At 35.9% G+C, this 22,146-nt stretch carries 17 protein-coding genes; 7 read left to right on the plus strand and 10 right to left on the minus strand.

Going from position 1 to position 22,146, the window contains the following annotated elements; translation table 11 throughout:
- Positions 1-83: 83 nt before the first annotated feature.
- Positions 84-530, minus strand: a complete 447-nt coding sequence (locus tag DW114_RS08495; RefSeq protein WP_117453346.1) for a DUF2383 domain-containing protein — start codon at positions 528-530, stop codon at positions 84-86.
- Between the two features lie 177 nt (positions 531-707).
- Here DW114_RS08495 and DW114_RS08500 point away from each other — a divergent pair, with 177 nt between their 5' ends.
- The gene (locus DW114_RS08500; RefSeq protein ID WP_233509427.1) at positions 708-3,515 is read left to right on the plus strand and encodes a glucosaminidase domain-containing protein; all 2,808 of its coding nucleotides are present in this window, start codon (positions 708-710) and stop codon (positions 3,513-3,515) included.
- Entirely contained in the window at positions 3,502-5,262 is a 1,761-nt protein-coding gene (gene pepF / locus DW114_RS08505; RefSeq protein ID WP_117453347.1) for an oligoendopeptidase F, read from the plus strand. The genes DW114_RS08500 and pepF overlap by 14 nt, the downstream gene beginning before the upstream one ends.
- A gap of 44 nt (positions 5,263-5,306) precedes the next feature.
- On the opposite strand, the gene DW114_RS08510 is transcribed toward pepF, so the two are convergent.
- Complete coding sequence (locus DW114_RS08510; RefSeq protein WP_117453348.1) at positions 5,307-6,752, minus strand: leucine-rich repeat domain-containing protein; 1,446 nt, start codon at positions 6,750-6,752, stop codon at positions 5,307-5,309.
- Between the two features lie 292 nt (positions 6,753-7,044).
- On the opposite strand from DW114_RS08510, the gene DW114_RS08515 reads away from it, so the two are divergent.
- Together DW114_RS08515 and DW114_RS08520 are read left to right on the plus strand one after the other, a co-directional pair.
- Positions 7,045-7,248 (plus strand): cold-shock protein, encoded by a 204-nt coding sequence (locus DW114_RS08515; protein WP_117453349.1) that lies wholly within the window; start codon positions 7,045-7,047, stop codon positions 7,246-7,248.
- Positions 7,249-7,371: 123 nt separating this feature from the next.
- Positions 7,372-7,863: an HD domain-containing protein gene (locus DW114_RS08520; RefSeq protein ID WP_117453350.1), complete on the plus strand. Its 492-nt coding sequence runs from the start codon at positions 7,372-7,374 to the stop codon at positions 7,861-7,863.
- Here DW114_RS08520 and DW114_RS08525 read toward each other — a convergent pair.
- Complete coding sequence (locus DW114_RS08525) at positions 7,860-9,182, minus strand: MATE family efflux transporter (RefSeq protein ID WP_117453351.1); 1,323 nt, start codon at positions 9,180-9,182, stop codon at positions 7,860-7,862. The two genes, DW114_RS08520 and DW114_RS08525, sit on opposite strands and share 4 nt — an antisense overlap.
- 156 nt (positions 9,183-9,338) lie before the next feature.
- Between DW114_RS08525 and DW114_RS08530 the strand changes: the two genes are divergently transcribed.
- Positions 9,339-10,442, plus strand: a complete 1,104-nt coding sequence (locus tag DW114_RS08530) for a KamA family radical SAM protein (protein ID WP_117453352.1) — start codon at positions 9,339-9,341, stop codon at positions 10,440-10,442.
- Between the two features lie 17 nt (positions 10,443-10,459).
- A complete protein-coding gene (locus DW114_RS08535; RefSeq protein ID WP_117453353.1) occupies positions 10,460-11,248 on the plus strand; it encodes a MerR family transcriptional regulator in 789 nt (262 codons plus the stop codon).
- Positions 11,249-11,444: 196 nt separating this feature from the next.
- Here the strand turns inward: DW114_RS08535 and DW114_RS08540 are convergent, their stop codons facing one another.
- The 6 genes from DW114_RS08540 to DW114_RS08560 all read right to left on the minus strand — a co-directional run bounded on the left by DW114_RS08540 (position 11,445) and on the right by DW114_RS08560 (position 18,078).
- Entirely contained in the window at positions 11,445-12,536 is a 1,092-nt protein-coding gene (locus DW114_RS08540) for an ABC transporter ATP-binding protein (RefSeq protein ID WP_117453354.1), read from the minus strand.
- Positions 12,537-12,547: 11 nt separating this feature from the next.
- Positions 12,548-12,721 (minus strand): DUF6903 family protein, encoded by a 174-nt coding sequence (locus DW114_RS21250; RefSeq protein ID WP_158552214.1) that lies wholly within the window; start codon positions 12,719-12,721, stop codon positions 12,548-12,550.
- A complete protein-coding gene (gene gnpA / locus DW114_RS08545) occupies positions 12,708-14,882 on the minus strand; it encodes a 1,3-beta-galactosyl-N-acetylhexosamine phosphorylase (RefSeq protein WP_117453355.1) in 2,175 nt (724 codons plus the stop codon). The genes DW114_RS21250 and gnpA (DW114_RS08545) overlap by 14 nt, the downstream gene beginning before the upstream one ends.
- Positions 14,883-14,893: 11 nt before the next feature.
- Positions 14,894-15,766 carry a carbohydrate ABC transporter permease gene (locus DW114_RS08550; protein ID WP_117453356.1) on the minus strand — a complete coding sequence of 291 codons (873 nt, stop codon included), beginning with the start codon at positions 15,764-15,766 and terminating at the stop codon, positions 14,894-14,896.
- 12 nt (positions 15,767-15,778) lie between these two features.
- Complete coding sequence (locus DW114_RS08555) at positions 15,779-16,660, minus strand: carbohydrate ABC transporter permease (protein ID WP_117453357.1); 882 nt, start codon at positions 16,658-16,660, stop codon at positions 15,779-15,781.
- Positions 16,661-16,740: 80 nt separating this feature from the next.
- Positions 16,741-18,078 carry a carbohydrate ABC transporter substrate-binding protein gene (locus DW114_RS08560; RefSeq protein WP_117453358.1) on the minus strand — a complete coding sequence of 446 codons (1,338 nt, stop codon included), beginning with the start codon at positions 18,076-18,078 and terminating at the stop codon, positions 16,741-16,743.
- Positions 18,079-18,376: 298 nt separating this feature from the next.
- Between DW114_RS08560 and DW114_RS08565 the strand changes: the two genes are divergently transcribed.
- Positions 18,377-19,831: an arylsulfatase gene (locus DW114_RS08565; protein ID WP_117453359.1), complete on the plus strand. Its 1,455-nt coding sequence runs from the start codon at positions 18,377-18,379 to the stop codon at positions 19,829-19,831.
- A 25-nt stretch (positions 19,832-19,856) separates the two neighbouring features.
- Here DW114_RS08565 and gnpA (DW114_RS08570) read toward each other — a convergent pair whose 3' ends face one another.
- Positions 19,857-22,013, minus strand: a complete 2,157-nt coding sequence (gene gnpA / locus DW114_RS08570) for a 1,3-beta-galactosyl-N-acetylhexosamine phosphorylase (protein WP_117453360.1) — start codon at positions 22,011-22,013, stop codon at positions 19,857-19,859.
- Between the last annotated feature and the right edge of the window lie 133 nt (positions 22,014-22,146).

Consider the following 22,146-nt stretch of genomic DNA (forward strand, 5'->3'; position numbering starts at 1 on the left):
CGATATTTGATTTCATTTTGATTAGACAAAAGAAGCTGTCAACTAAAAAAGCGGCAGATTACCAGCTGCTTCCTACCTTGGTTTTACTTTAATTCAATCAGATATTTATGCAGATTATAATAAATACTTTTATAATCATCCTCCATAATACGAATGGTTTTCTGCATTTCTTCATCTAAAGTAAAGTGAGAGTCATCAAAATCACGAATGGCTTTTTCTCCCATTTCAATACTTTTTACTGCTTCTGCGATCACTTCTGTATCATTCATCAATGACAGATTTTTTATTTTACTCATCATTTCTGCCATAGAACCCATCATCCCAGCATCATCCGCAGCATCCCCGCCATTGGTATTGATTTGTCTTGTCAATTTTCTTTCATGAACTTTTAAAATACGCAGGATACGATCAAATTCTAATTTCAATTCTTCACTTTTCAATTTACCTGCCAGATTTTCAAATACGCCTGCGCCCATATGACATCCTTTCAATAATTGATTTAATTCTTCCATTAACTTTTCCTTATCCATTATCATCACCTCATCTTTAGTATGCTTCGATAAATTGGAAAAACACACTTTAATTTTTCATTTTTGTACAGTTTTTCTTATCTTTTTCTTAATTTCCATGAATTTTCATTTTATGGTAGGAAAGCGGATACGAAACAGGATATAATGATAGTAAGAATTTATGAAAGGAAGTCCATCATGAAAAAAATATTAACGATCGGCATCTGTTTCATGATGCTGTTATTATGTATACAGCCATTATCCGCAAAAGAAGATACATTAAGCGATGATGCGAAATATCATGTTGTAAATGTCACAAAAGATGGCACAACAGAAATTATTAAAACATATGATTCCTATGGTGAAGCAAAAGTTTCTCATACGTTATTAAAAAACCAATACAACAATCTGGGAATTACCTATGGTACATCATTTTTGACTATTGAATATGGTGTTGTCGGTTTTGAAAAGGCGGATGATTGCAGCTTCAATGTTGAATATCGCAATGATGCCAATGGAAAAGATGGATACACCAATGGCTGTTATGGCGCAGATGCGGCTTTTCTTGAATACAATTATGGAGATAATCAGGTAAAATTCATGTTGAGTGGTGTTATTGGATGGGCAGAAGGTAAGGATGTTACGATTTATCCCATCGAACAAGTATCCAAAAGCAGTACGTATTCTGTCAAAGACGGCTATTTATATCACCATATATCTTCTGATATCCATGCGTTAGATTATGATACCAGTGTAAAGCTTGAAAAAGATGTGAGCGGACTTAGTGAAGGAAAAACATATTACAGCTATGATGGACATTATTTTTATGAAGATTTTAGAAAGATGATCAATGATTATCGTGATGATACACATAAACAATCTAAAAATAAAGACTCTCCTTTCTATAACTATTTCCAGTATATTTCTCAAAGAACCACCAGTAATTATCAAAAAGAAGATCTGGACGCATACTTTAAAGATCAATTGGCAATCAATCATTCCATCACATCTTTTTATGATAAGGATAATCAGATTCATGATATTCTGACACAATCCAATTTGCCACAGGCGATTAGTGCCTTTCTGCAATATCAAAATCAATATGGCGCAAATGCCTTGTTGAATCTGGGATTATCCATGAATGAAAGTGCAACCGGTAAAAGTGTACTGGCTTATCAGCGCAATAACCTGTTTGGACATGCAGCATATGACAGCGATGTAGAAAAAAATGCCAGTCGTTATCAAAGTATCAACGCAAGTGTCTATGCGCATGATGTTCAATATATCTCAAAGTCATATACCAATCCTGATGAATTTCCCTATGCTGGTGGATTCTTTGGGGATAAAAGTGCAGGCATGAATGTAAAATATGCTTCTGATCCATATTGGGGAGAAAAAGCAGCCCAATATGCAATGGAAATTGATGAAGCACTTGGTGGCAAAGATCAATCACAATATGCTTTAGGAATCAGTAATCAGAAAGAAATTAGTGTGTATACAAGTGCAGATACGAAAAGCAAAAAGCTTTATACTATTGAAAAAGGCGCAACCTTTAGCTTTGTTTTGTTGGAAGAAATAAAAAACAAAGATGGTCAATGGTATCGTGTACAATCAGATATCGCATTAAATAAAGATAGAAAACGTGTAAATGATGGAACATATTCCTTCAAAGACAGTTATGGTTATATCAAAGCTGAAAACATACAGACCATAATTCATCCAAAACAACTATCTGATGTGAATTATATCGACATTACCTTTGACGCAAACGGCGGTACATTTTATCCTAATCAAAAAAGTGTTACATTACAGGTAAAAAATGGTATCATACCTAGTGTTACGACTCCTGTCAAAGAACACGCATTATTCAAGGGATGGGATAAAGAGGTACAAGCTGCCACAGAAACTACGACTTATCGGGCAATTTATGATCAGGTGAAAGATGTTACAATATCTAAAAAACCGAAAACAAAGTATACTTATCAGGAATTGTTAGATGTAAAAGATGGCATGCTTAGTATTACTTTTGAAAATGGCGATAAAAAAGAAGTCGCAATAGAAAGTGAAATGGTATCAGGCTATGATAGTAAAAAGACAGGAAAACAGGTGTTAGATATCACTTATGCCGGATACACCATACATTATGAAATAGAAGTAGATAAAGATAGTCAAAAGAAAAATGAAACATTATCTTCCACAGCAGATGAAATCATTAAAAATTATGCTGGAAAACGTGATTTAAGTGAAGAATCCATGGAACAGCTGGAACAATTTCAAAAAGATATGCGGGGCGCTGATGTAAATATCTTCACTGCTGCCCAGATTCGTATGCTGGATCAAATCTTTCAGGAAAACCTGCATCCTTCCTACAGTGTTGTGATCAAAGATAAAAGCCATGACCTTGCGGTATCTGGGTTATCTTTAGCCATACAGGATGAAAGCTTTTTAAATCACTTGTTCCCTAAAACGATTATCTTACAGGTAAAAGATACAATTGGAAAAGAACAAAAAGCCCTTGTGGAAAAGGTTGCGGATGCCAATTATGTTCGCCTGGATGAATGTTTTACAATATCAGGAAAAAATGATTTTGGCAGTCTACAGGGAAAAAGTGAAATGCTTTTCTCTATTCAAAAACCTAAAGAACATAACTATCGTCAATATCGTATCTATTACATTGATGGTGAAGATGTATATCAGCTGCCAACAAGCCAGACAAAAGATCGTATTATCTTCCAGAGTGAACATATCGGAAGTTTTGCGATTGTTTCAACTACCAATACCCGTTTGCAGGAAAGTGATAATATTATTGAAAATAACAGTATCAAGACAAATGGCACAAACTATATTATGCGTTATCTAATAGTGCCTTGTGTGATTCTTTTGATATTATTATCCTTATATATTGCATTGCGTATCTATATGAAAAAACACCGGCTACAGTTTCGGTGGAAAAAAAATAAAAAAAGAAAGAAATTAACAAGAGGTGAACGACATGAAAAGAAATGAAATTGAAACAGAACTTACATGGGATTTAAGTGGATTATTTAAGGATCAGAAAGCCTTTGATGATCAATTTGAAAAAGCAAAGGCATATATCCATAAGCTATGCCAGTTTAAAGGGCATATTGCGGATAGTAAAAACAGCTTTATCGCCTTCATGAATACACGTGAGGAACTTATGCGTTATATGGAAAACATCGAAGTATATGCCAGTATGTGTGTGGATGTGGATTCAGAAAATGAAGCTGTACAGGAAAATTTGTCAAAGGCAAATAGTCTGATTGATTTACAGACAAGCTCTTTAACCTTCATTGACAATGAAATTATCGCATCAAAAGATGCTATTGAAACTTATCTGAAGGATGAGGATTGTAAAGATTTCCGTTATGCGATGTCTGAAATCTTTCGTACCATTCCTCATCGCTTAGATGAAAAAACAGAAGCCTTATTGGGAGATGTTGTCACATTGGCAAAATGCCCAGAAGATACCTTTAGAAGCTTTCCTTTAAACTTTGAGCCAGTCATTGTAGATGGGAAAGAAGAATTCTTAAATGGCGCTACTTATATATCTTTCCTTCAAAATAAAGATGTAGATGTTAGAAAACAGGCCTTTGAACATTACTTTAAAGAATATCAAACATATCAAAATGTCTTTATGAATACACTAAGTGCTCACGCAAAAGGACAAGTTCTGCTCGCAAAAGCAAGAAACTTCAAGAATGCATTATCTGCCAGCCTGTTTGAAGATGGTGTAGAAGAAGATTTATTCCATAAAGTATTATATATGGGAAATGAAAAATACCATGACTATGTACAAGAATATTTCTCATTACGTAAAGAAATACTACAACTAGATGTACAACATGTTTATGATATTCAATTAGAACTGGTAAATGAAGTGGATGTGAAGTATTCGATTGATGATTGTTTTGATATTATGGATGAAGCATTAAAGGTTTTAGGGGATGATTATATTCAACTACTGCACAAAGCAAAAGCTGAACGCTGGATTGATTTTATGCCATGTAAAGGAAAACGCAGTGGTGCATATTCCTGGGGTACTTACGATTCTAAGCCATACATCATGACCAATTTCAATGGAGATTATGAATCTTTAAGTACACTGGCACATGAATTGGGACACTCCATGCATTCCTATTTTTCATGGGAAAACAATCGTGCCATGAATAGTGGTTATCGTATCTTTGTGGCAGAAGTCGCAAGTACAGTAAATGAAGTCTTATTAAATGACTATTTGTTGAAAACAAGCAAAGATAACAACTATAAAGCTTATATCCTCAGCAATCTTTTAACACAGTTAATCGGTACGCTGTATCGTCAGCCAATGTATGCGAAATTTGAATATGATCTGCATACATGGGTAGAAAATAAAGAAGTCATTTCTTCACAAAAGATTACACAGCATTTCCTTGATTTAAATAAACAATATTTTGGAGATAGTGTAGAAGTCGATGATTTACAACGCTATGGCTGTTACTATATTCCACACTTCTACTACAACTTCTATGTTTATAAATATACTTTGGGAATGTCTGTGGCATTATCCTTTGTGAAACGCATCCAACAAGGAGATGTACAGGCTTATCGTGAATTCCTTACAAAAGGAGGAAGTGAATCACCTTTAGATGAATTGATTCATGCTGGTGTTGATCCAAGAGATGATCAGGTATATGATGATGCCTTTACATTCTTCAAAGAAACCTTAGATCAATTTAAAGAGCTGGTAAAATAAAACAAGGAGTATGTTCCTAATACAGGGAACATACTCCTTTACTATTAATATGAGAATTTATCGTAGTATTCCATATCTTCTAATACACTGATATCTTCAATTGGATTTTCATCTAAGCGTAATTCATACAAATTTTTCAGCTTGGAAAGCGGTGTAACATCGGTTACATAATTTGCCTTCAATGTTAAAGAACTTAGATATTGGCAGCTTACCAATGGACTTAAATCCATAACACTGTTGTGATCTAAACGCAAACGTGTCAGATTGCACAATTTCTTTAATGGATTTAAATCTTCGATTACATTGCCATATAAATCAATAGAACTTAGATTGGTCAGATCTTTTAATGGTTTTAAATCACGGATGTCATTATTGCTTAATCCTAAACATTCCAGATTGATCATACCTTCTAAAGAGTCAATATGACGGATATCATTATTGCCAACATCCAAGGTTGTCATTTTATCACAGCCTTTTAAAACATCAATATTTTTGATCTGATTATTATATACATTCAATTCTTCCAGCTGTTTTGCATTCTTTAAGAAATCAATACTTTTCAAGAAACAAAAGCTTGCTTTAAAGTATGTCAGATTTTTCATTTCTTCTAATACTTCTGTATGTGTGACACGGTTTTCTGAAATATCCAGTTTTTCGAGTTTTGTCAATCCCTTTAAATTACGAAGGTCTGTCAATCCACCCTGGATAATACGAAAATCTTTTAATTTCTTCAGCTTCTTCAAGAAAGAAAAATCTTTGACATGATTAAATGATAAATCTAATGTTTCCAGATTTGGGAATTCCGCAAGCATACTGCAATCCACCAAATATTCATTGTTTGTTAAGTTTAATGAACGAAGTGTATCTTTACAATACTGTAAAGGACTTAAATCAGAAAACAGGTTTGTGGATAAGTCTAATACTTCAATGTGTTTCAAATAAGTTAAATCACTGATATCATACAGCCACATCTTATTCATATGTAATTCTTTTAATTCATCCAGCATGCCCAGTATGGATAATGGGAATGGTCCGTTTTCAATACCAACATATAACTTCTTCAATTTCTTTACATTTTCCAGATAAGACAGATTATCTACCTTACTGCGTTCCAGATTCAATTCTTCCAGATTAATCATACCTGCAAGGGCAGAGATATCCATGGTATACAAATTATTTCTTGAGATATCCAAACGTAACAGCTGACGATATTCACGAAGAGCCTGAATATCACGCAGCATATTTTTAGACAGATTTAAATATTCTATCTCCCTCAAATCCTTGATTGGCTCTAGATCTTCAATGCTGTTTCCGCATAGATCTAAATAATCCAGATTAATGGCATATTGTAAACCATCAAGTGAAACAATGCCGGCTGAACGGGCAGATAACGTCGTTAATTTTTCCATCTGCTTCTCATCTATGGCTTCCTGTGGTATCTGTAACGTACGGGCAATTGCCGCCGCCAGCATTTCATCTTTTATGATCATAACAGATTCCTCCAATCTATTCGTATGTCTGTTTATATTATACCCCAATTTTAAGATTTCTGAAACTGCTTTCCTGTTTTTTATAAAGGGATTTTTGATACAAAAATAAAAACGTAAGCGTTTTACGTTGACAACACACAAAAAAAGTGATAAGGTATATAAGTAATAAAAAGCAATAACTATGATTTCACGATTCTGGAATTGTATTTATTCTCTAATGTACAATGATCTAATCGTGATTTTTTTATACATTTGAGGGCTTCTTATTCAACACTTATAGGAGGTACGAAAAATGAGTACAGGTAAAGTAAAATGGTTTAACGCAGAAAAAGGATACGGATTTATCACTTCTGATGAAGGAAAAGATATCTTCGTTCACTACACAAGCATCAATGCTGATGGTTACCGTTCTTTGGAAGAAGGACAGAAAGTAACTTTCGACGTTGTTGAAGGTGATCGCGGTCAGCAGGCTGCTAATGTTTCTGTAGAAGCTTAATTAACCAAAACAATACCGAAAACGTTGGTCTTAAGATCAACGTTTTTTTTATATTGAACATGGACTTTCACTATACAATAAAACGAAGAAATGATAAAATAAAAGTAGAAGAAGGTGATACCAATGGATCGCTTAGAACTTATTCGTATCGAAACTGACAAGATTATTCAAAAGCTGGCTAATGAGGAAAATCGAAAGTTTGCCTATTTGCATAGTTATGGTGTTTCTCAATGTGCCATTTATCTGGCAACTGTAAGGAAACTTGATGTTGAACTTGCCGGTGTCGCTGGTATGTTACATGACATTGCAATTTATGCAGAAAATTGTCCTCATAAAGATCATGCACAACGAAGTGCTGTTTTAGCAAAATCTATCTTAGAAGAATCAAAACTGTTTAAAGAAGATGAAATAATCGCCATCACAAGTGCAATTGCCACGCACTCAGATAAAATGTCCCGTACAGATTCCCGTTTTGCGGAAATGTTGAAAGACAGTGATGTATTACAGCATTATCTGTATAACCCAAATATTGAGTTACAGGAAAAAGACCGTTATCGTTTATATTATCTATTAGAGGACTTAAAAAAGATGCATCAAAAAGGTGAAGCATCCTAAGCAATACTTAGGGCAGCCTCACCTTTTTTCTTTTGTTTCCAAAGAAATGTAACGCTCACAAGCAATGTAACTGATTCACATACAAGCGTCGCATACCAGATACCATCTCCCTGAAAGAGATATCCCATCAATAATACGCTTAACGCAATCATGATAAAGCCTCTTAATACGGATATCGTAAAGGAGTAACGACTTTGTTCACTCGCCGCAAAATAACCACTGGCAACAATGTTATATCCAATAACCAGATAACATAAGGAGTATTCCCGAAAAGCTTTGACACTTTCATTAAACAATTCCCCACTTGATGGATCAAGGAAGATCGATACAAGTAATGGTGTCAATATCAAACAGATAGCAAGGGATACAATGGAAGTCAACAGTGTGGATATAAAGCCATATCGTAGAAACAACGCACATGTTTTGGGTTCCTTTTTACCTCGATAAAAGCTTACAAGTGGCTGCATTCCCTGGGAAATACCAGTAAATGTCATCATAACAATATTATAAATATACGTAATGATCGTATAGGTAACGATACCATCATCTCCGATATATTTCAATATCGCATGATTAAATACAAATACAATAAATCCCGCAGATAATTCATTCATAAAGTCTGCTGTTCCAATGGGAAGGATACGTTGATAGATGGATAAATCCAATCTGCATTTTATCCAGTGGATACTGCCTTTGCGTTTGATGAAATGGTGGAAAAACACACCAAATGTTAATACCTGAGATAATCCAGTCGCAATTGCCGCTCCCTGAATTCCCATCTTACATAATACCACCAACACATAGTCCATGACGATATTGGTAATGGCACCAATGGCAATGGCTGCTGTAGTAAGCTTTGGAAAACCATCGGTTTTGACTAGTACTTCTAAGGAATAGGATACAATAAAGAAGAATGAAAACCAGATGATGATTCCCAGATAGTTTTTTACATAAGGCATCGTGACCTCACTAGCACCCAGAAAGAAAGCCAGTGTATCCAGATTTAAATATGCCAGAAAGGTAATCAAAACTGCAGATATTGCCAATACAAATGTATTGATCGTAAATACCTGGTTTGCTTTATCTAATCGATTTTCTCCACGATAGATTGCCACAACCGTAGAGGTTCCTACAGAGAATAGTATAGAAAAAGCAAAAATAAAGTTGATGTATGGCATAGAAATATTTACTGCGGATAATGCATGCTCTCCAACAAAGCGTGCAACATAGATGCCATCCACCATCGTATAAAGATTAAATACCAGCATACTGACAACACTTGGTATTACAAATTTTAAAAACTGTCTTTTTTTATTCATAATTCACCTCTTGCCTGTTCATTATAAACCCTGGTATAATACCAGAGTCAACCTCAATTTTCATCATCCCGTATACATCTCATGTGATTGCGCTATCATTCACAACATTGCAGTATACTTGATGTGGTGTTAAGATGAAGAAAAGAGGTGATGTTTATGCTATGGCAAAACGAACTGCATCATAATATCACAACCATAGAGGAATTATCCAAGTACTATCATTTTACAGAAGATGAAAAGAATAAATTAAATCGTCTGTTGGAACAATTCCCTATGTCCATCACTCGCTATTATTTATCTTTGATCAATAAAGATGATCCTCATGATCCTATTGCCCGTATTGCTGTTCCTAGTCTACAAGAATTTCATTTGGAAGGTTCTTTTGACACTAGTGGTGAAAAAGAAAACACCAAAGTAGTTGGTCTACAACATAAATATGCGCAAACTGCATTAATTCTTTCCACCAATCAATGTGCTTCCTATTGCCGGCATTGTTTCCGAAGAAGGCTGGTAGGTTTATCTGGTGATGAGATTATGAAACGCTTTGATGCCATTGAGAACTATGTGGCTGAGCATAAGGAAATCAATAATATATTGATCAGCGGTGGAGATTCTTTATGTCAGGATAATCATATGATTAAACGCTACTTAGATACCTTTTCTAAAATGGAGCATTTGGATTTTATCCGTTTTGGGACCAGGATTCCCGTTGTATTTCCACAACGTATCATCAATGATCCAGAACTTGTGACTATGTTTCGTGAATACAACAATATCAAACCGATTTATATCGTAACCCATTTTAACCATCCTCGTGAAATCACAAAGGAATCCACACTTGCGGTTAAATTATTAAGAGATGCTGGCATCATTGTGAAAAATCAAACAGTATTGTTGAAAGGTGTCAATGATGATGCGGATACTTTGGCACAGCTTTTACAGGGTCTGACCCGAATCGGTGTAGTCCCATATTACATTTTCCAATGTCGCCCTGTCTGTGGTGTAAAAACTCAATTTCAAATTCCGCTGGCACTTGGCTATGATATCGTAGAAAAAGCCAAGGCACAACAAAATGGTCAAGGAAAATGCTTAAAGTACATCATGTCACATCAAAGTGGTAAAATTGAAATCACAGGCAAGATCGATGATACCCATCTCATGATGAAATATCATCAATCCAAAGATCCAAGCCAATATGGTATTACCTATATCAAGGAGCTGCCAGTGGATGAAACATGGCTGAAAGAAGATCATTTATAAAGAATAAGGAGAGGCTTATGAAGAACTACTATAAGATTAATGAAATCAGTAAGCTTTATAATATCGGTGTAGATTCTATCCGTTATTATGAAGAGCTTGGCATTCTGCATCCAAAACGTGCTAGTAATGGATATCGTCAATATACAACCAATGATATCCACCGGTTGAATGTCATTCGTGATTTAAGAAGTCTTGGCTTTTCTATGCAAAGCATTAAAGCATATCTGGAAAATCAAAGTATTTCTTCTTCCCTTGCCTTTATGGAAAAAGAAGAAAAAATCATCAAGGAAAAAATTAAAGAATTAAAACGCATCGAAGAAAGTGTAAAAATTAGAAAGAAATCACTTCGTCAAAGTCAAAAGATCATCCCTAACCAAATACAGAAGGAGCACTTTCATGAACGTAAATGCGTTGCGTTAAAGAGTTCTACCAATCGAAGTGATGCGGATTTACAGCTGGTTCGTTTATCAAAAGAATATGAAAAGAATCTGTTTATCATTGGTAATTTCAATACTGGTTATATCCTTGATATGAGTGATGAGAATGATATTCATCCACACAGTGTATTTATTGTAGGAGATAATCTAGAATCCTATGAGTTTTTATTACCAGAAGGAGATTATCTGACGTATTATTATAAAGGAAAACGTGATGAAAGCAACACCTATATCAAAGCGTTATTAACCTATGCCCATACACATGGCTATGAAATAGATGATTATGCAATGGAATTCTTTATCATTGATGATCATGAAACCAAGATTGAAGAAGAATTTATCACACAGCTACAAATCAAAATCAAATGATTAGATTATAAAAAGTGGAAAACGAACGCTAAGCGCTCGTTCTCCACTTTTTTGTACCTTATTCTTTTTTTGGCTCTGGCAGGATATGCGTAAGAGGCAGCATCCCCTTACGCAATCCCTATGAAACTGAATGATCATATCGAATCAAGAGAAGGAAAGAGTTAATATGAATTGCAACTGACCATTCAGTAATCAACTACATGATTCTATTTTCAGTTTCTGGATCAAAGAAATGTACTTTACTTAGATCCATTGTCAATGCGATTGTTTCATGAGGTTTCGCTTCAATTCTAGCCGCAACCTTCGCATTCATTGGCTGATTGTGGAAGCTTCCATGAAGGATATATTCATGTCCTAACAATTCACTGACTTCCACATGGAAATCAAATGCTGCACTTGGATAAGTTTCCGCAACAATACCTTCTCCATGTAAATCTTCTGGACGAATACCCATGACTAGCTCTTTGCCTTCATATGGCTGTAAGCTTTCAATAAACATATCCGGAACGATGATTTCCTGTCCATCTGTAACGAATTTTTTATGAGTATATGTACCTTTCACAAAGTTTGTTGCTGGTGCTCCCAGGAATCCTGCGACAAACATGTTGGCAGGATTGTTATAAATTTCTTTTGGTGCCCCAATTTGCTGGATATATCCACCTTTCATAACAACGATACGATCGGCCATTGTCATGGCTTCTGTCTGATCGTGTGTTACATAAATAGAAGTAGCTCCGATTCTTTCATGCAGTTTGATAATTTCACTACGCATCTGTACACGCAATTTTGCGTCCAGGTTGGAAAGTGGTTCATCCATTAAGAATACTTTCGCATTACGAACGATTGCACGCCCCAGCGCAACACGCTGACGCTGTCCACCAGATAATGCTTTTGGCTTACGATCCAAATATGGTTCAATTTCCAAAATTTTAGCTGCTTCACGAACACGTTTGTCAATTTCTTCTTTTGGTGTTTTACGAAGCTGTAAACCAAATGCCATATTGTCATAGACACTCATGTGTGGATATAATGCATAAGACTGGAATACCATGGCGATATCACGATCTTTAGGTTCTATATCATTCATCAGTTTCCCGTCAATGTAAAATTCTCCTGCAGTGATATCCTCCAAACCGGCAATCATACGAAGTGTTGTAGATTTTCCACATCCGGAAGGTCCTACGAATACAATAAATTCCTTGTCTTTGATCTCTAAATTGAAATCAAATACAGCCTGAACGTTATTGTCATATACCTTATCTATATGTTTTAATGATAATTCTGCCATATCGTTACCTCCTATTTATACTTTTTGTTGTAGATATATAATTCCACAAGCAGTCCGGCTAATCCAAGTAGTTCCATACCTAAATTGCCTAATGATACGGTTTTTTGTCCGACAATGATCATTCCCAGGAATACGAAGAACAAGATTGCCATTACGATATTTTTAACAATGTTACTTTCCATCATTCATCACCATCCATCGAATTTCTCCAGGTGCCAGTGTCACACTGGTCTTGTTGCCTTCACCATCATATACATTTGTAACTTGTTCACGATTGGTATTATTTAAGATTGCATACGTACCACTCTTTGGATAAGCATGTACTTCACAATATAAATTATCCGCATACCATTTTCTAAACTCTGCTTCTTTATCAGCTGCATAATATAATGAACGCATCAGAATTCTTGTATTCTGTTCACTATATGGAAGTCCTGCGATATAAACACAGCGACCTTTTCCATATGTGTGTGTACTTAAATGTACTTCTCCATTACTATAAGAGATGATTTGTGTATCTTCACTTAGTGCATAGATATTTTTCATACCTTCGCCAAAGTTTAAATCTTCCACAACATCTTCCGTAATGAAGTGCTGCTCTACTGGTGTATGGAAATATTTATCTGTATGTAGTGTAAAGCCAAGTTCTTTATCTACACCAAATGCATCCGCAAGCTGGAAGAAATGTCCACCTTTTTCAATTGCTGTTGGTTCACCGATACCTACAAGTCCACCACCATTGTATACCCATGCACGAAGCATAGATACCAGTTTTTCATTATTCCATACGCTTCCACCAGAGAATGCTGTACCAGCATCACCTGCGTTGATGATTACATCGATATCTTCTGGGATACCATGTGCCAACACTTCATCAAAACTGATAAATGTTACATCCACACTTGCGCCTGATAAGCTTTCCAGCATACCATTGTAGGAATAAATCTGTTTACAATATAATCCATGTGCGACCATATAAGGATGCCAGCTGCGTAAAGATCCCCAGCTGTTTAATATCGCAACCCTTAAGCCACAATAAGGTTCATTTTCATGTACATGATCATAAATATAACGGAATTCATCACAAACTTTTTCAATATAATCCACAAATTTCGGGAATTTATATGCTAAGCTTGGATATCCGCCATAACCAATACGATCAATTGGTTTACGCATGATTGCACGTCTTGCGCATAACCAGTTGTCTACTGCTTCTGGAATTGGATCATTTCCTTCATAGAAGGTATCCGGGAAGAAGTAAGGCAAGAATCTTCCTTCATGATATTTTACACCAGGAATATCTGAAATCAAACGAAGTGTTGCCCCATTACCCACAGAACCAACCACTGCATCTAATCCGATTTCCGGGAAGTATTTGCCATAAGGCTCTGTACCAATCCAGTTATCTCCTAAAAACATCATAGCTTCTTTGCCGGCAGCATGCGTCAATTCCACAAGCTCTTTGGCTTTATCTTTTACAAAGCGCTGCTGCATATCGATATAATCCAGATACGCTTTTGTTGGTACACAGAATGTAGAGTTGTAATATCCATTCTGTACAAAGTCTTCTGGACGTAGTTTATATCCATATTCTTTTTCAAATGCCAACATTGCTTCTGTAGAAATACTTGCACCATATCCACACCAGTCAACGAATTTTTCTTTCGCACGGGCATTAAAGATCAATGTGAAGTGATAGAAGAATGTTGTGAAACGGACAACATCTGTATCTGGATTATCTTTCAACCATTGTTTCAGATAATCTACAACATATTGTGCAGATGCTGGTTTTCTTACATCAAATGGGATTTCATGAGGTTTATCTCCCCAGTCATTTGTGATATGGTTATACATCTGTGTTGGATCCCATAAGATATATGCTAAGAAAGATACTGTGTATTCATGGAAAGGTATGACATTGTTGACTGTTACGATGTGATGTTCTTTATCATAGTCCCAATTTGCTGGATCCACAACTTCATCCGTTGTACGATCCATCACTTCCCACCATACTTTTGGATCATGATCATAATCAGGTGTTACCTGTTGATCAAAATATTCTTTCGCAAATGCAATGCTTACCTGATTCTCAGTAGCTAATGTATAAGCGCTCATCAGATAAATCTGCTGGCATTCTTCCATATGCTGCTGAGCAAATTCATTATGACCTCTTGCTACAAAATATGTTGTATAAATTTTAGCATCCAGATGTTTGATGTCATCATCCAGCTTTGTTCCATCACTGTCACGAATGGCATCCGCACCCCAGCGGTTTAATAAATCTTTCGTTTGCTCAAGAAAATTTGATTGACTTGGCAATGTTACTCTACCCTTTGTTTTTCCCATAATCTAAACTCCTAATCTTTCAGACCACCAAGGCTCATACCTTGTGTCAGTTTCTTTTGTACTAAAATGTATAGAATCAGCGTTGGTACCATGACGATAACTAAGCCGGCATACATGACACCAAAATCTGCCTGTGACCTTTGAGAAGCCATCAGGAACTTCAATCCTACAGCCAATGTGGAGTTTTCTTTTTCCATCAATGTAAATGCTACGATATATTCATTCCAGAAGGATAAGAACTGGAATAAAATAACGGTAATGATACTTGGACGAGCCATTGGAATCATAATCTTAGTCATAGTTTTAAAGTATCCACATCCATCAATCAAGGCTGCTTCTTCATATGCCTTTGGAAGAGTCTTGAAGAATCCACTTAACAGATAAATCGTAAATGGAAGAGATGTAGATGCATAAACAATGGCAAGAACCAGCTTATTATTTAATAAGAAGTTCGTTAATCCCAATGCTTTATCCACATTAAATAACATCAGATAAATTGGCAATACAATGTAGTTTACGTTAACAAATAACCCCGCCATAAACAACATATTCGCTGCTTTTTTCCCTTTAAAGTTAAATCTTGCTAATACATAAGAAGCTGGCAATGCAACGATTAATAAAATAACCAAAGCCATTGCAGTTACCATAACTGAGTTGATTAGATAATCACCCATATGTGCTTTGGTAAATGCCGTTGCATAATTACTCCATAATAATACTTCTGGTAATGTCCAAGGATCACCAACAAGCTCTAATTGACTTTTTAAACTTGCTAAGAATACCCAGGCAATAGGTACAACGATTGTAATCGCAAATACGATCATTGCAAAGTATACAAATATTTTATACCAGGCATGTGATGACATTTTTTCTTTCTTTTTCATAATTCACCCCTCCTAGTATTCTAACACTTCTCGATTTGTGATCTTGTTCAAGATACCTGCAAGACCAAATGAGAAAATAAATACACAAACACCGATTGCCATACCATAACCGAAGTTACCACCAAATGCTTGTTTATACATATAGTTTAATGCAACTTCTGTGCCTAATGCACCATCGGTATTGATCTGTACATACATGAAACTTAAGTTGATTGTTGAAATTACGAAGAATGTCAATGTTGTACGGATATTGTCCCAAATCAATGGAAGTGTAATCATAAAGAACTGTTTTAACTTTGAAGCGCCCTCTAATGAAGCTGCTTCATATAAGTTTTCTGGAATAGAAGTCATACTTGCCATATACATTACCATATAGTATCCAATTGCCTGCCATACAAGGGCTGCGATAATGGAATACAATACGATATCCGGATTACCCATCCACTGCTGTGTCAATCCATCCAGATGAAGTGTTACCAACAGGCTGTTTAACAAACCATTGCTTGGTGCATAGATTGCTGAGAAGATACCTGCAATAACAACAATGTTCAAAATATTAGGAATATAGAAGATTACTCGGAAAATATTTTTTCCTTTGAAATTTTCTCTTGTCAATAGAGTCGCAAACAAGATTGCTAATATGACTGTAAATAATGTTACGATGACAATAATCAAAATTGTATTCTGTAAGGATTCAACAAATGTCATATCACTCATCAATTCCTTGAAGTTGCCTAATCCAACGAACGTTTCCGGACTTACAAATTTTGGCTTTTCAAACATGGAAATCCTAAATACCTGAAGTGTTGGATAAACCATAAATAAGCATACCAATATGATTGCCGGAGCCAGACATGCAAATACAAATCTTTTTTGTGCTTTCTTTTTTGTCATGGATGTTCCTCCTTTTATTCTTTTAAAAAGCGATGAGTAATTAGCTCACCGCTTTAAAGTTTATTAATTACTGTAGTAGTTTATTTAGTTGCAACTGGGTTTGCTTTTAATTTCTTCCAGAAATCAGTCAACTGTTTCTGCCATGCAGCTGCATCTGATTTACCATTAGCGATATCGTTAATTGGTCCATATACTACGTCTTTAAATTGTTCTTTAACTTTTGTAGTGTCATAAGGAGCGTAAGCACCTACAGATGCACGTACGTTTTCGTTATCATAAATACCATAGAATTCTTTTGTTAATGGATCAGAAATCTTATCTTTAGCACCCTGAATAGGAACTACCAAACCATATTTCATCATAATATCAGCACCTGCGTCAGAATAGATAAATTTCAAGAATTCTTTTGCATCAGCAATGTTAGCAGCTTGCTTTGGAATCCACATTTGTTCTGTGAACGCTGTAGCAACTCTTTCTCCGCCTTTTTCAAATGCAGGAAGTGCCATTACACCCCAGTGGAAATCCTTAGGTGTAGTTTTTTCCATTTCACCAACTACCCAAGAACCGTTAGGCATAAACAATGCTTTTCCATCAAGAACAGCCTGCTGGTTGTTAGTGAAACCATCTTTTGTATTCGCATTAGCTACTGTATCTGACCATAAGTAATTACTTACTAATTTAGAAATAGTTTCAGTTACTTTCTTACCATTGTCAGAATCCCAAGTACCGTCTTCATATTTCAATGCTTTTGTGAAATATTCTAATCCGCCAACCTGGTCTAACATACCCATTAATGTAGTATCGAAGTATCCAGCCTGTGGATATGTAAATAATGCGATTCCATCTTTCTTAGCTTGTTCGCCTAATGCCCACATATCATCCCAAGTTTCAGGTAATGCATATTTCTTACCTTCACCAACAAGGTTTGTGTTATAGTAGAATCCAGCTGGTGTATAGCTGATTGGAGCCAGATAGTTCTTTCCATCTCCCATATACTGAGAAACAGAACTATTAACAAATGACTTGTCAACTTTATCACCTAAATCTTTGAATACATCACTAATGTCCGCAACTTCACCAGTATTTAACTGAGTTTCTGTGTATGAAGAAGGCTGACCTAAGTTAAAGTAAACAACATCTGAATATTTTCCAGTAGCGTTTTCTTTATCCAATAATGTAGGAAGTTCTTTTTCAACACGTAATTCGATTGTTACATCTTTGTGTTCTTTTTCAAAAGCTTCTTTCAAATCAGTTAAGAATTTCTGGCCGTTACCGCCATCAAATGCGTCAATTTTTAAGACACGTTTTCCTCCTTCTGTTGGAGCATCACTTTTCTTGCCGTCATCTTTACTACCACAGCCGGCAACAAGGGTCGCTAATACTAATGCTGAGCAACCGACTTTCAATAATTTTTTCATAATCTCCCGTTTCCTCCTTGTGGATTATGTTTTCCATGTCTACATTATAGCCAATTGTAACCGCTTTTACCATACATAATGTTGTTACTAATTTTATATATATTGCGATAATAAGCAAAAAAGCGATAAATCTAAAAATATATTACATATGATAGACATAAAAATACATTTCCCTGTCGTTAATACCATTATAAGGGATGTTGCTATATTTCATAAAGAAATTAGCTTTCTTATTTTAAATGATTCCGTTTTCATTTACAATGCTTTATAATAAAAAAGAACAGGAGCGAGAAAAACAATGAAAAATAAACCGAATATATTATTACTAATGTGTGATCAGTTTCGTGGTGACTGCTTATCTTTTGCAGGACATCCTGATGTTAAAACGCCTTATTTAGATTCCTTAGCCGCAGATGGCATCTGCTTTACAAACGCTTATAGTGCTACCCCTAGCTGTATTCCCGCAAGAGCAGCATTGCTTACTGGAAGAAGTCAGAAAGGCCATGGCAGAGTAGGCTATGAAGATAATGTCGCATGGGAATATGATCATTATATGGCAGAGGAGTTTTCCAATGCAGACTATCAAACACAATGTATTGGAAAAATGCATGTACATCCCCCACGTTTATCCTGTGGCTTTCAAGGATTGAAGCTGCATGATGGATACTTGGGATGTTATCGAAACAATCATATCCCTCATTGGATGCATCAAGAAGTAAGTGATGATTATTTATATGATCTTCAAAATATCTATGGAAGAAGTGCTGATTTCAATGCAAGTGGTGCTGAATGCAACTCATGGGTAACTCACCCATGGATCTATGAAGAACGCCTTCATCCAACCAACTGGGTCGCAGATCAAAGTATCCGCTACTTACAGACAAGAGATCATACAAAGCCTTTCTTTTTAATGTCAAGCTTTGTACGACCACACCAGCCATTAGATCCTCCGCAAAGCTACTTCGATATGTACAAAGATAAAGACTTAAGAAAACCAGCACATGGTGATTGGGATGATATTGAAAAAACCAATGCCTTTGGTTACATCTGCGATTCCATTTATGGCTGTAACGATGAAGAAAGTCGCAAGAATGCCATGGCTGGATATTATGGTTCTATTTCCCATGTTGATCATCAGATAGGCAGAATCATAACTGCCCTTCATGAAGAAGGTGTATATGATGATACGATTATCGTCTTTGTATCAGATCATGGAGAAATGTTATTTGATCACAGCTTATGGCGCAAAGTGTTCCCTTATGAAGGAAGCACCCATATCCCATTTCTTATGCATATTGGAAAAAATATCGCACCCATCATTCCACATAAAGTAGAGGGGATCGCAGAACTACGTGATATCATGCCAACACTGTTAGAGCTTTGTGATATCGACGTACCTGATAGCGTGGATGGTATTTCCCTTGTCAAGAATGTATTAAGTGATACACAAGAGATACGTGAATACCTGCATGGGGAGCATAGTTTTCATTCCGCTTTCTCTAATCACTATATCGTGACACCACAGGATAAATTTATCTGGTATAGTGAAACAGGACAGGAACAATACTTTGATTTAATAAATGATCCAAGGGAAAGTCATGATGCCATTCATGATGAAACATATCAAAAACGTATTGATGAATTAAGAAACATATTGATTCAAGAGCTAAAGGATCGTGAAGAAGGTTATAGTGATGGAACAAAATTAATCAAAGGTAAAAAAGCCGTTAATATGATTCCACATCACAAATAAAAAGCCACAAATCGTGGCTTTTGTTTTAGTCGATTGTGAACCAGCGGATCTCATTAGCTTCAAGATCAATCTGGTAACTGTCTTTATCAGTATAAATCGTAGAGCTTTGTGGTTCATATGTGTTATTCACAACACAATAACTGTTGGTATTTGGATAAACATTGACTTCAACGTTACAGTTTTCACTGTACCATTTCTTCATGTTTTCTTCCTCATGTGCAGCATAGAATAAGCAGCGATATAGTAATCTTGCATTTTCAAAGCTGAAAGGCAGACCACTTAAATATACGCTTCTTCCTTTGCCATAGGTATTTGTCGCAAATTGAATATTATGACGATTATCTTTTAATACGATTGTTTCATCTAATGCGAATACATTCTTGATTTCTTCACCAAAGAAAGGATCGTGTAAACCTTCATTTAAGAAATGAGCCTGTTCATTCCAGTTATATTTATCAGTGGATAAAGAGAAACCTAATTCTTTGTCTACACCAAGAACATCGTATAGTTGATAGAAGTGTCCTTCTTTCTGGTAAGCACTTGGATCCCCTACACCGATAAAGCCTCCACCTTCATAAACAAATTTACGAAGAGCAGCTACGATTTTAGGATTATCCCAATATTCTCCACCACTATATGCGGTGTATGCATCCCCAGCGTTAATGATAACTCCTGCACCATCTAAAACATGTTCATCATTTAGGATATCATCAAAGCTGATAAACTGCACATCAAATGGCATACCACTCAATGCTTCCAAAATACCAGAATAACTATAGATTTCTTTATACCATAACGCATGTGCTACCATGTGGGTGCCCCAGCTGCGCACTTTTCCCCAGCTGTTTAAAATGGTTACCTTAAATGGCATAACATAAGGTGTTGCGCCATGTACATGTTCATACAGTTCTCTGAATTCATCACATACAGATGTGATATAATCTACGAAATCTGGGAACTTTAACGCAAGTTTTAAATATCCGCCATATCCGATACGATCAAGTGGTGAACGTAAAATGGCACGTCTTGCGGTTACCCAGTTTTCTTTTGCTTCTTTGATAGGATCGCCGCCTTCACAGAATACATCTGGGAAGAAGTATGGCAAAAATCTACCTTCTGTATAGCGAACACCTGGAATATCACTGATTAAACGAAGGGTAGTTCCACTTCCTACAGAACCTACGACTGCATCAATTCCCAAATCCTTGAAATATGGTCCAAATGGTTCAGTACCGATCCAGTGATCGCCTAAAAACATCATGGCTTCTTTGCCAGCTTCATGGGTGATATCCACAAGCTTTTTCACAAGTTTTGCGACTTCTCTCATCTGAAACTGCATAAAGTCTTTATATTCTTTGGTTGGTACACAGAATGTTGAATTGTGGTATCCCTGATTAATGATATATTCCGGGCGGAATGGATATCCAACTTCTTCTTCAAACTGTTTCAAGATATATGGTGATACACTGGCACTATAGCCAAACCAGTCCACGAATTTCTCTTTTGCCTGATCATTAAACATCAGGGTAAACTGATGGAAGAATGTAGTAAAACGGATAACATCTACTTCTGGATGTTCCTTGATCCAACGTTTTAATTTTTCAATCACATATGCCTGTGTTTTGGGCTGACGTACATCATATGTCATCTGATGTTCTTCACCTTTCCATTCATTTGTTAAGGCATTGTACATATGTACAGGATCCCAAATAACAAAGGCTAAGAATGATACGGTATATGCATGAAATGGTACACAGTCATTTAAAATTACTTCCTGTGTATTTTCATCATAACTCCAGTTTTCCACAGGGAAAACTTCTCCCGTTGTACGATCAATGACTTCCCACCAGCGTTTGATATCATCTATCGTATTGACCTTTAATTGTTTTTCATAATAATGCTTCATCAATGGAATGCGAAGTGATGTTTTCGTTGCAGTTGTAGGATCACTCATCAGATACATCTGCTGGATTTCTTCTGGATGAGCTGTTGCCCATGCGTTGTCTTTTCTTGTTGTGTAGTAAGTTGCATACTGCTTGATGTCTAATTTGCTTAGTTCTTCTGGCATATTGGTTCCATCACAGTCACGGATTGCATCAGCACCCCATAAATCAATGATACGTAATGTTTCGTCAATGACATCCACATCCGTTGGAACGGTTACGCGTCCTTTCGTTTTCATAAATGAACTATCCTCCTATTTTTCATCTTTTCCTGCCCTCATTGTAAAAAAGAATTGCATGATTGTCAAATCGGCATTTTCGCCTTTTTTACAATATATATAAAATTTATTTCACGTAGACAGCGTGGTTATC

Source organism: Absiella sp. AM09-50 (assembly GCF_003433845.1).
Taxonomy (GTDB): domain Bacteria; phylum Bacillota_I; class Bacilli_A; order Erysipelotrichales; family Erysipelotrichaceae; genus Hoskinsella; species Hoskinsella hominis.

Bases quoted from the DNA above. Each gene is read 5' to 3' on its own strand.
- gnpA (WP_117453355.1), bottom strand. From the start codon at position 14,882: ATGGGAAAAACAAAGGGTAGAGTAACATTGCCAAGTCAATCAAATTTT.
- DW114_RS08565 (WP_117453359.1), top strand. From the start codon at position 18,377: ATGAAAAATAAACCGAATATATTATTACTAATGTGTGATCAGTTTCGT.
- DW114_RS08525 (WP_117453351.1), bottom strand. From the start codon at position 9,182: ATGAATAAAAAAAGACAGTTTTTAAAATTTGTAATACCAAGTGTTGTC.
- pepF (WP_117453347.1), top strand. From the start codon at position 3,502: ATGAAAAGAAATGAAATTGAAACAGAACTTACATGGGATTTAAGTGGA.
- DW114_RS08530 (WP_117453352.1), top strand. From the start codon at position 9,339: ATGCTATGGCAAAACGAACTGCATCATAATATCACAACCATAGAGGAA.
- DW114_RS08515 (WP_117453349.1), top strand. From the start codon at position 7,045: ATGAGTACAGGTAAAGTAAAATGGTTTAACGCAGAAAAAGGATACGGA.
- DW114_RS08555 (WP_117453357.1), bottom strand. From the start codon at position 16,660: ATGACAAAAAAGAAAGCACAAAAAAGATTTGTATTTGCATGTCTGGCT.
- DW114_RS08540 (WP_117453354.1), bottom strand. From the start codon at position 12,536: ATGGCAGAATTATCATTAAAACATATAGATAAGGTATATGACAATAAC.
- DW114_RS21250 (WP_158552214.1), bottom strand. From the start codon at position 12,721: ATGATGGAAAGTAACATTGTTAAAAATATCGTAATGGCAATCTTGTTC.
- DW114_RS08535 (WP_117453353.1), top strand. From the start codon at position 10,460: ATGAAGAACTACTATAAGATTAATGAAATCAGTAAGCTTTATAATATC.
- DW114_RS08520 (WP_117453350.1), top strand. From the start codon at position 7,372: ATGGATCGCTTAGAACTTATTCGTATCGAAACTGACAAGATTATTCAA.
- DW114_RS08500 (WP_233509427.1), top strand. From the start codon at position 708: ATGAAAAAAATATTAACGATCGGCATCTGTTTCATGATGCTGTTATTA.
- DW114_RS08510 (WP_117453348.1), bottom strand. From the start codon at position 6,752: ATGATCATAAAAGATGAAATGCTGGCGGCGGCAATTGCCCGTACGTTA.
- DW114_RS08550 (WP_117453356.1), bottom strand. From the start codon at position 15,766: ATGAAAAAGAAAGAAAAAATGTCATCACATGCCTGGTATAAAATATTT.
- DW114_RS08560 (WP_117453358.1), bottom strand. From the start codon at position 18,078: ATGAAAAAATTATTGAAAGTCGGTTGCTCAGCATTAGTATTAGCGACC.
- gnpA (WP_117453360.1), bottom strand. From the start codon at position 22,013: ATGAAAACGAAAGGACGCGTAACCGTTCCAACGGATGTGGATGTCATT.
- DW114_RS08495 (WP_117453346.1), bottom strand. From the start codon at position 530: ATGGATAAGGAAAAGTTAATGGAAGAATTAAATCAATTATTGAAAGGA.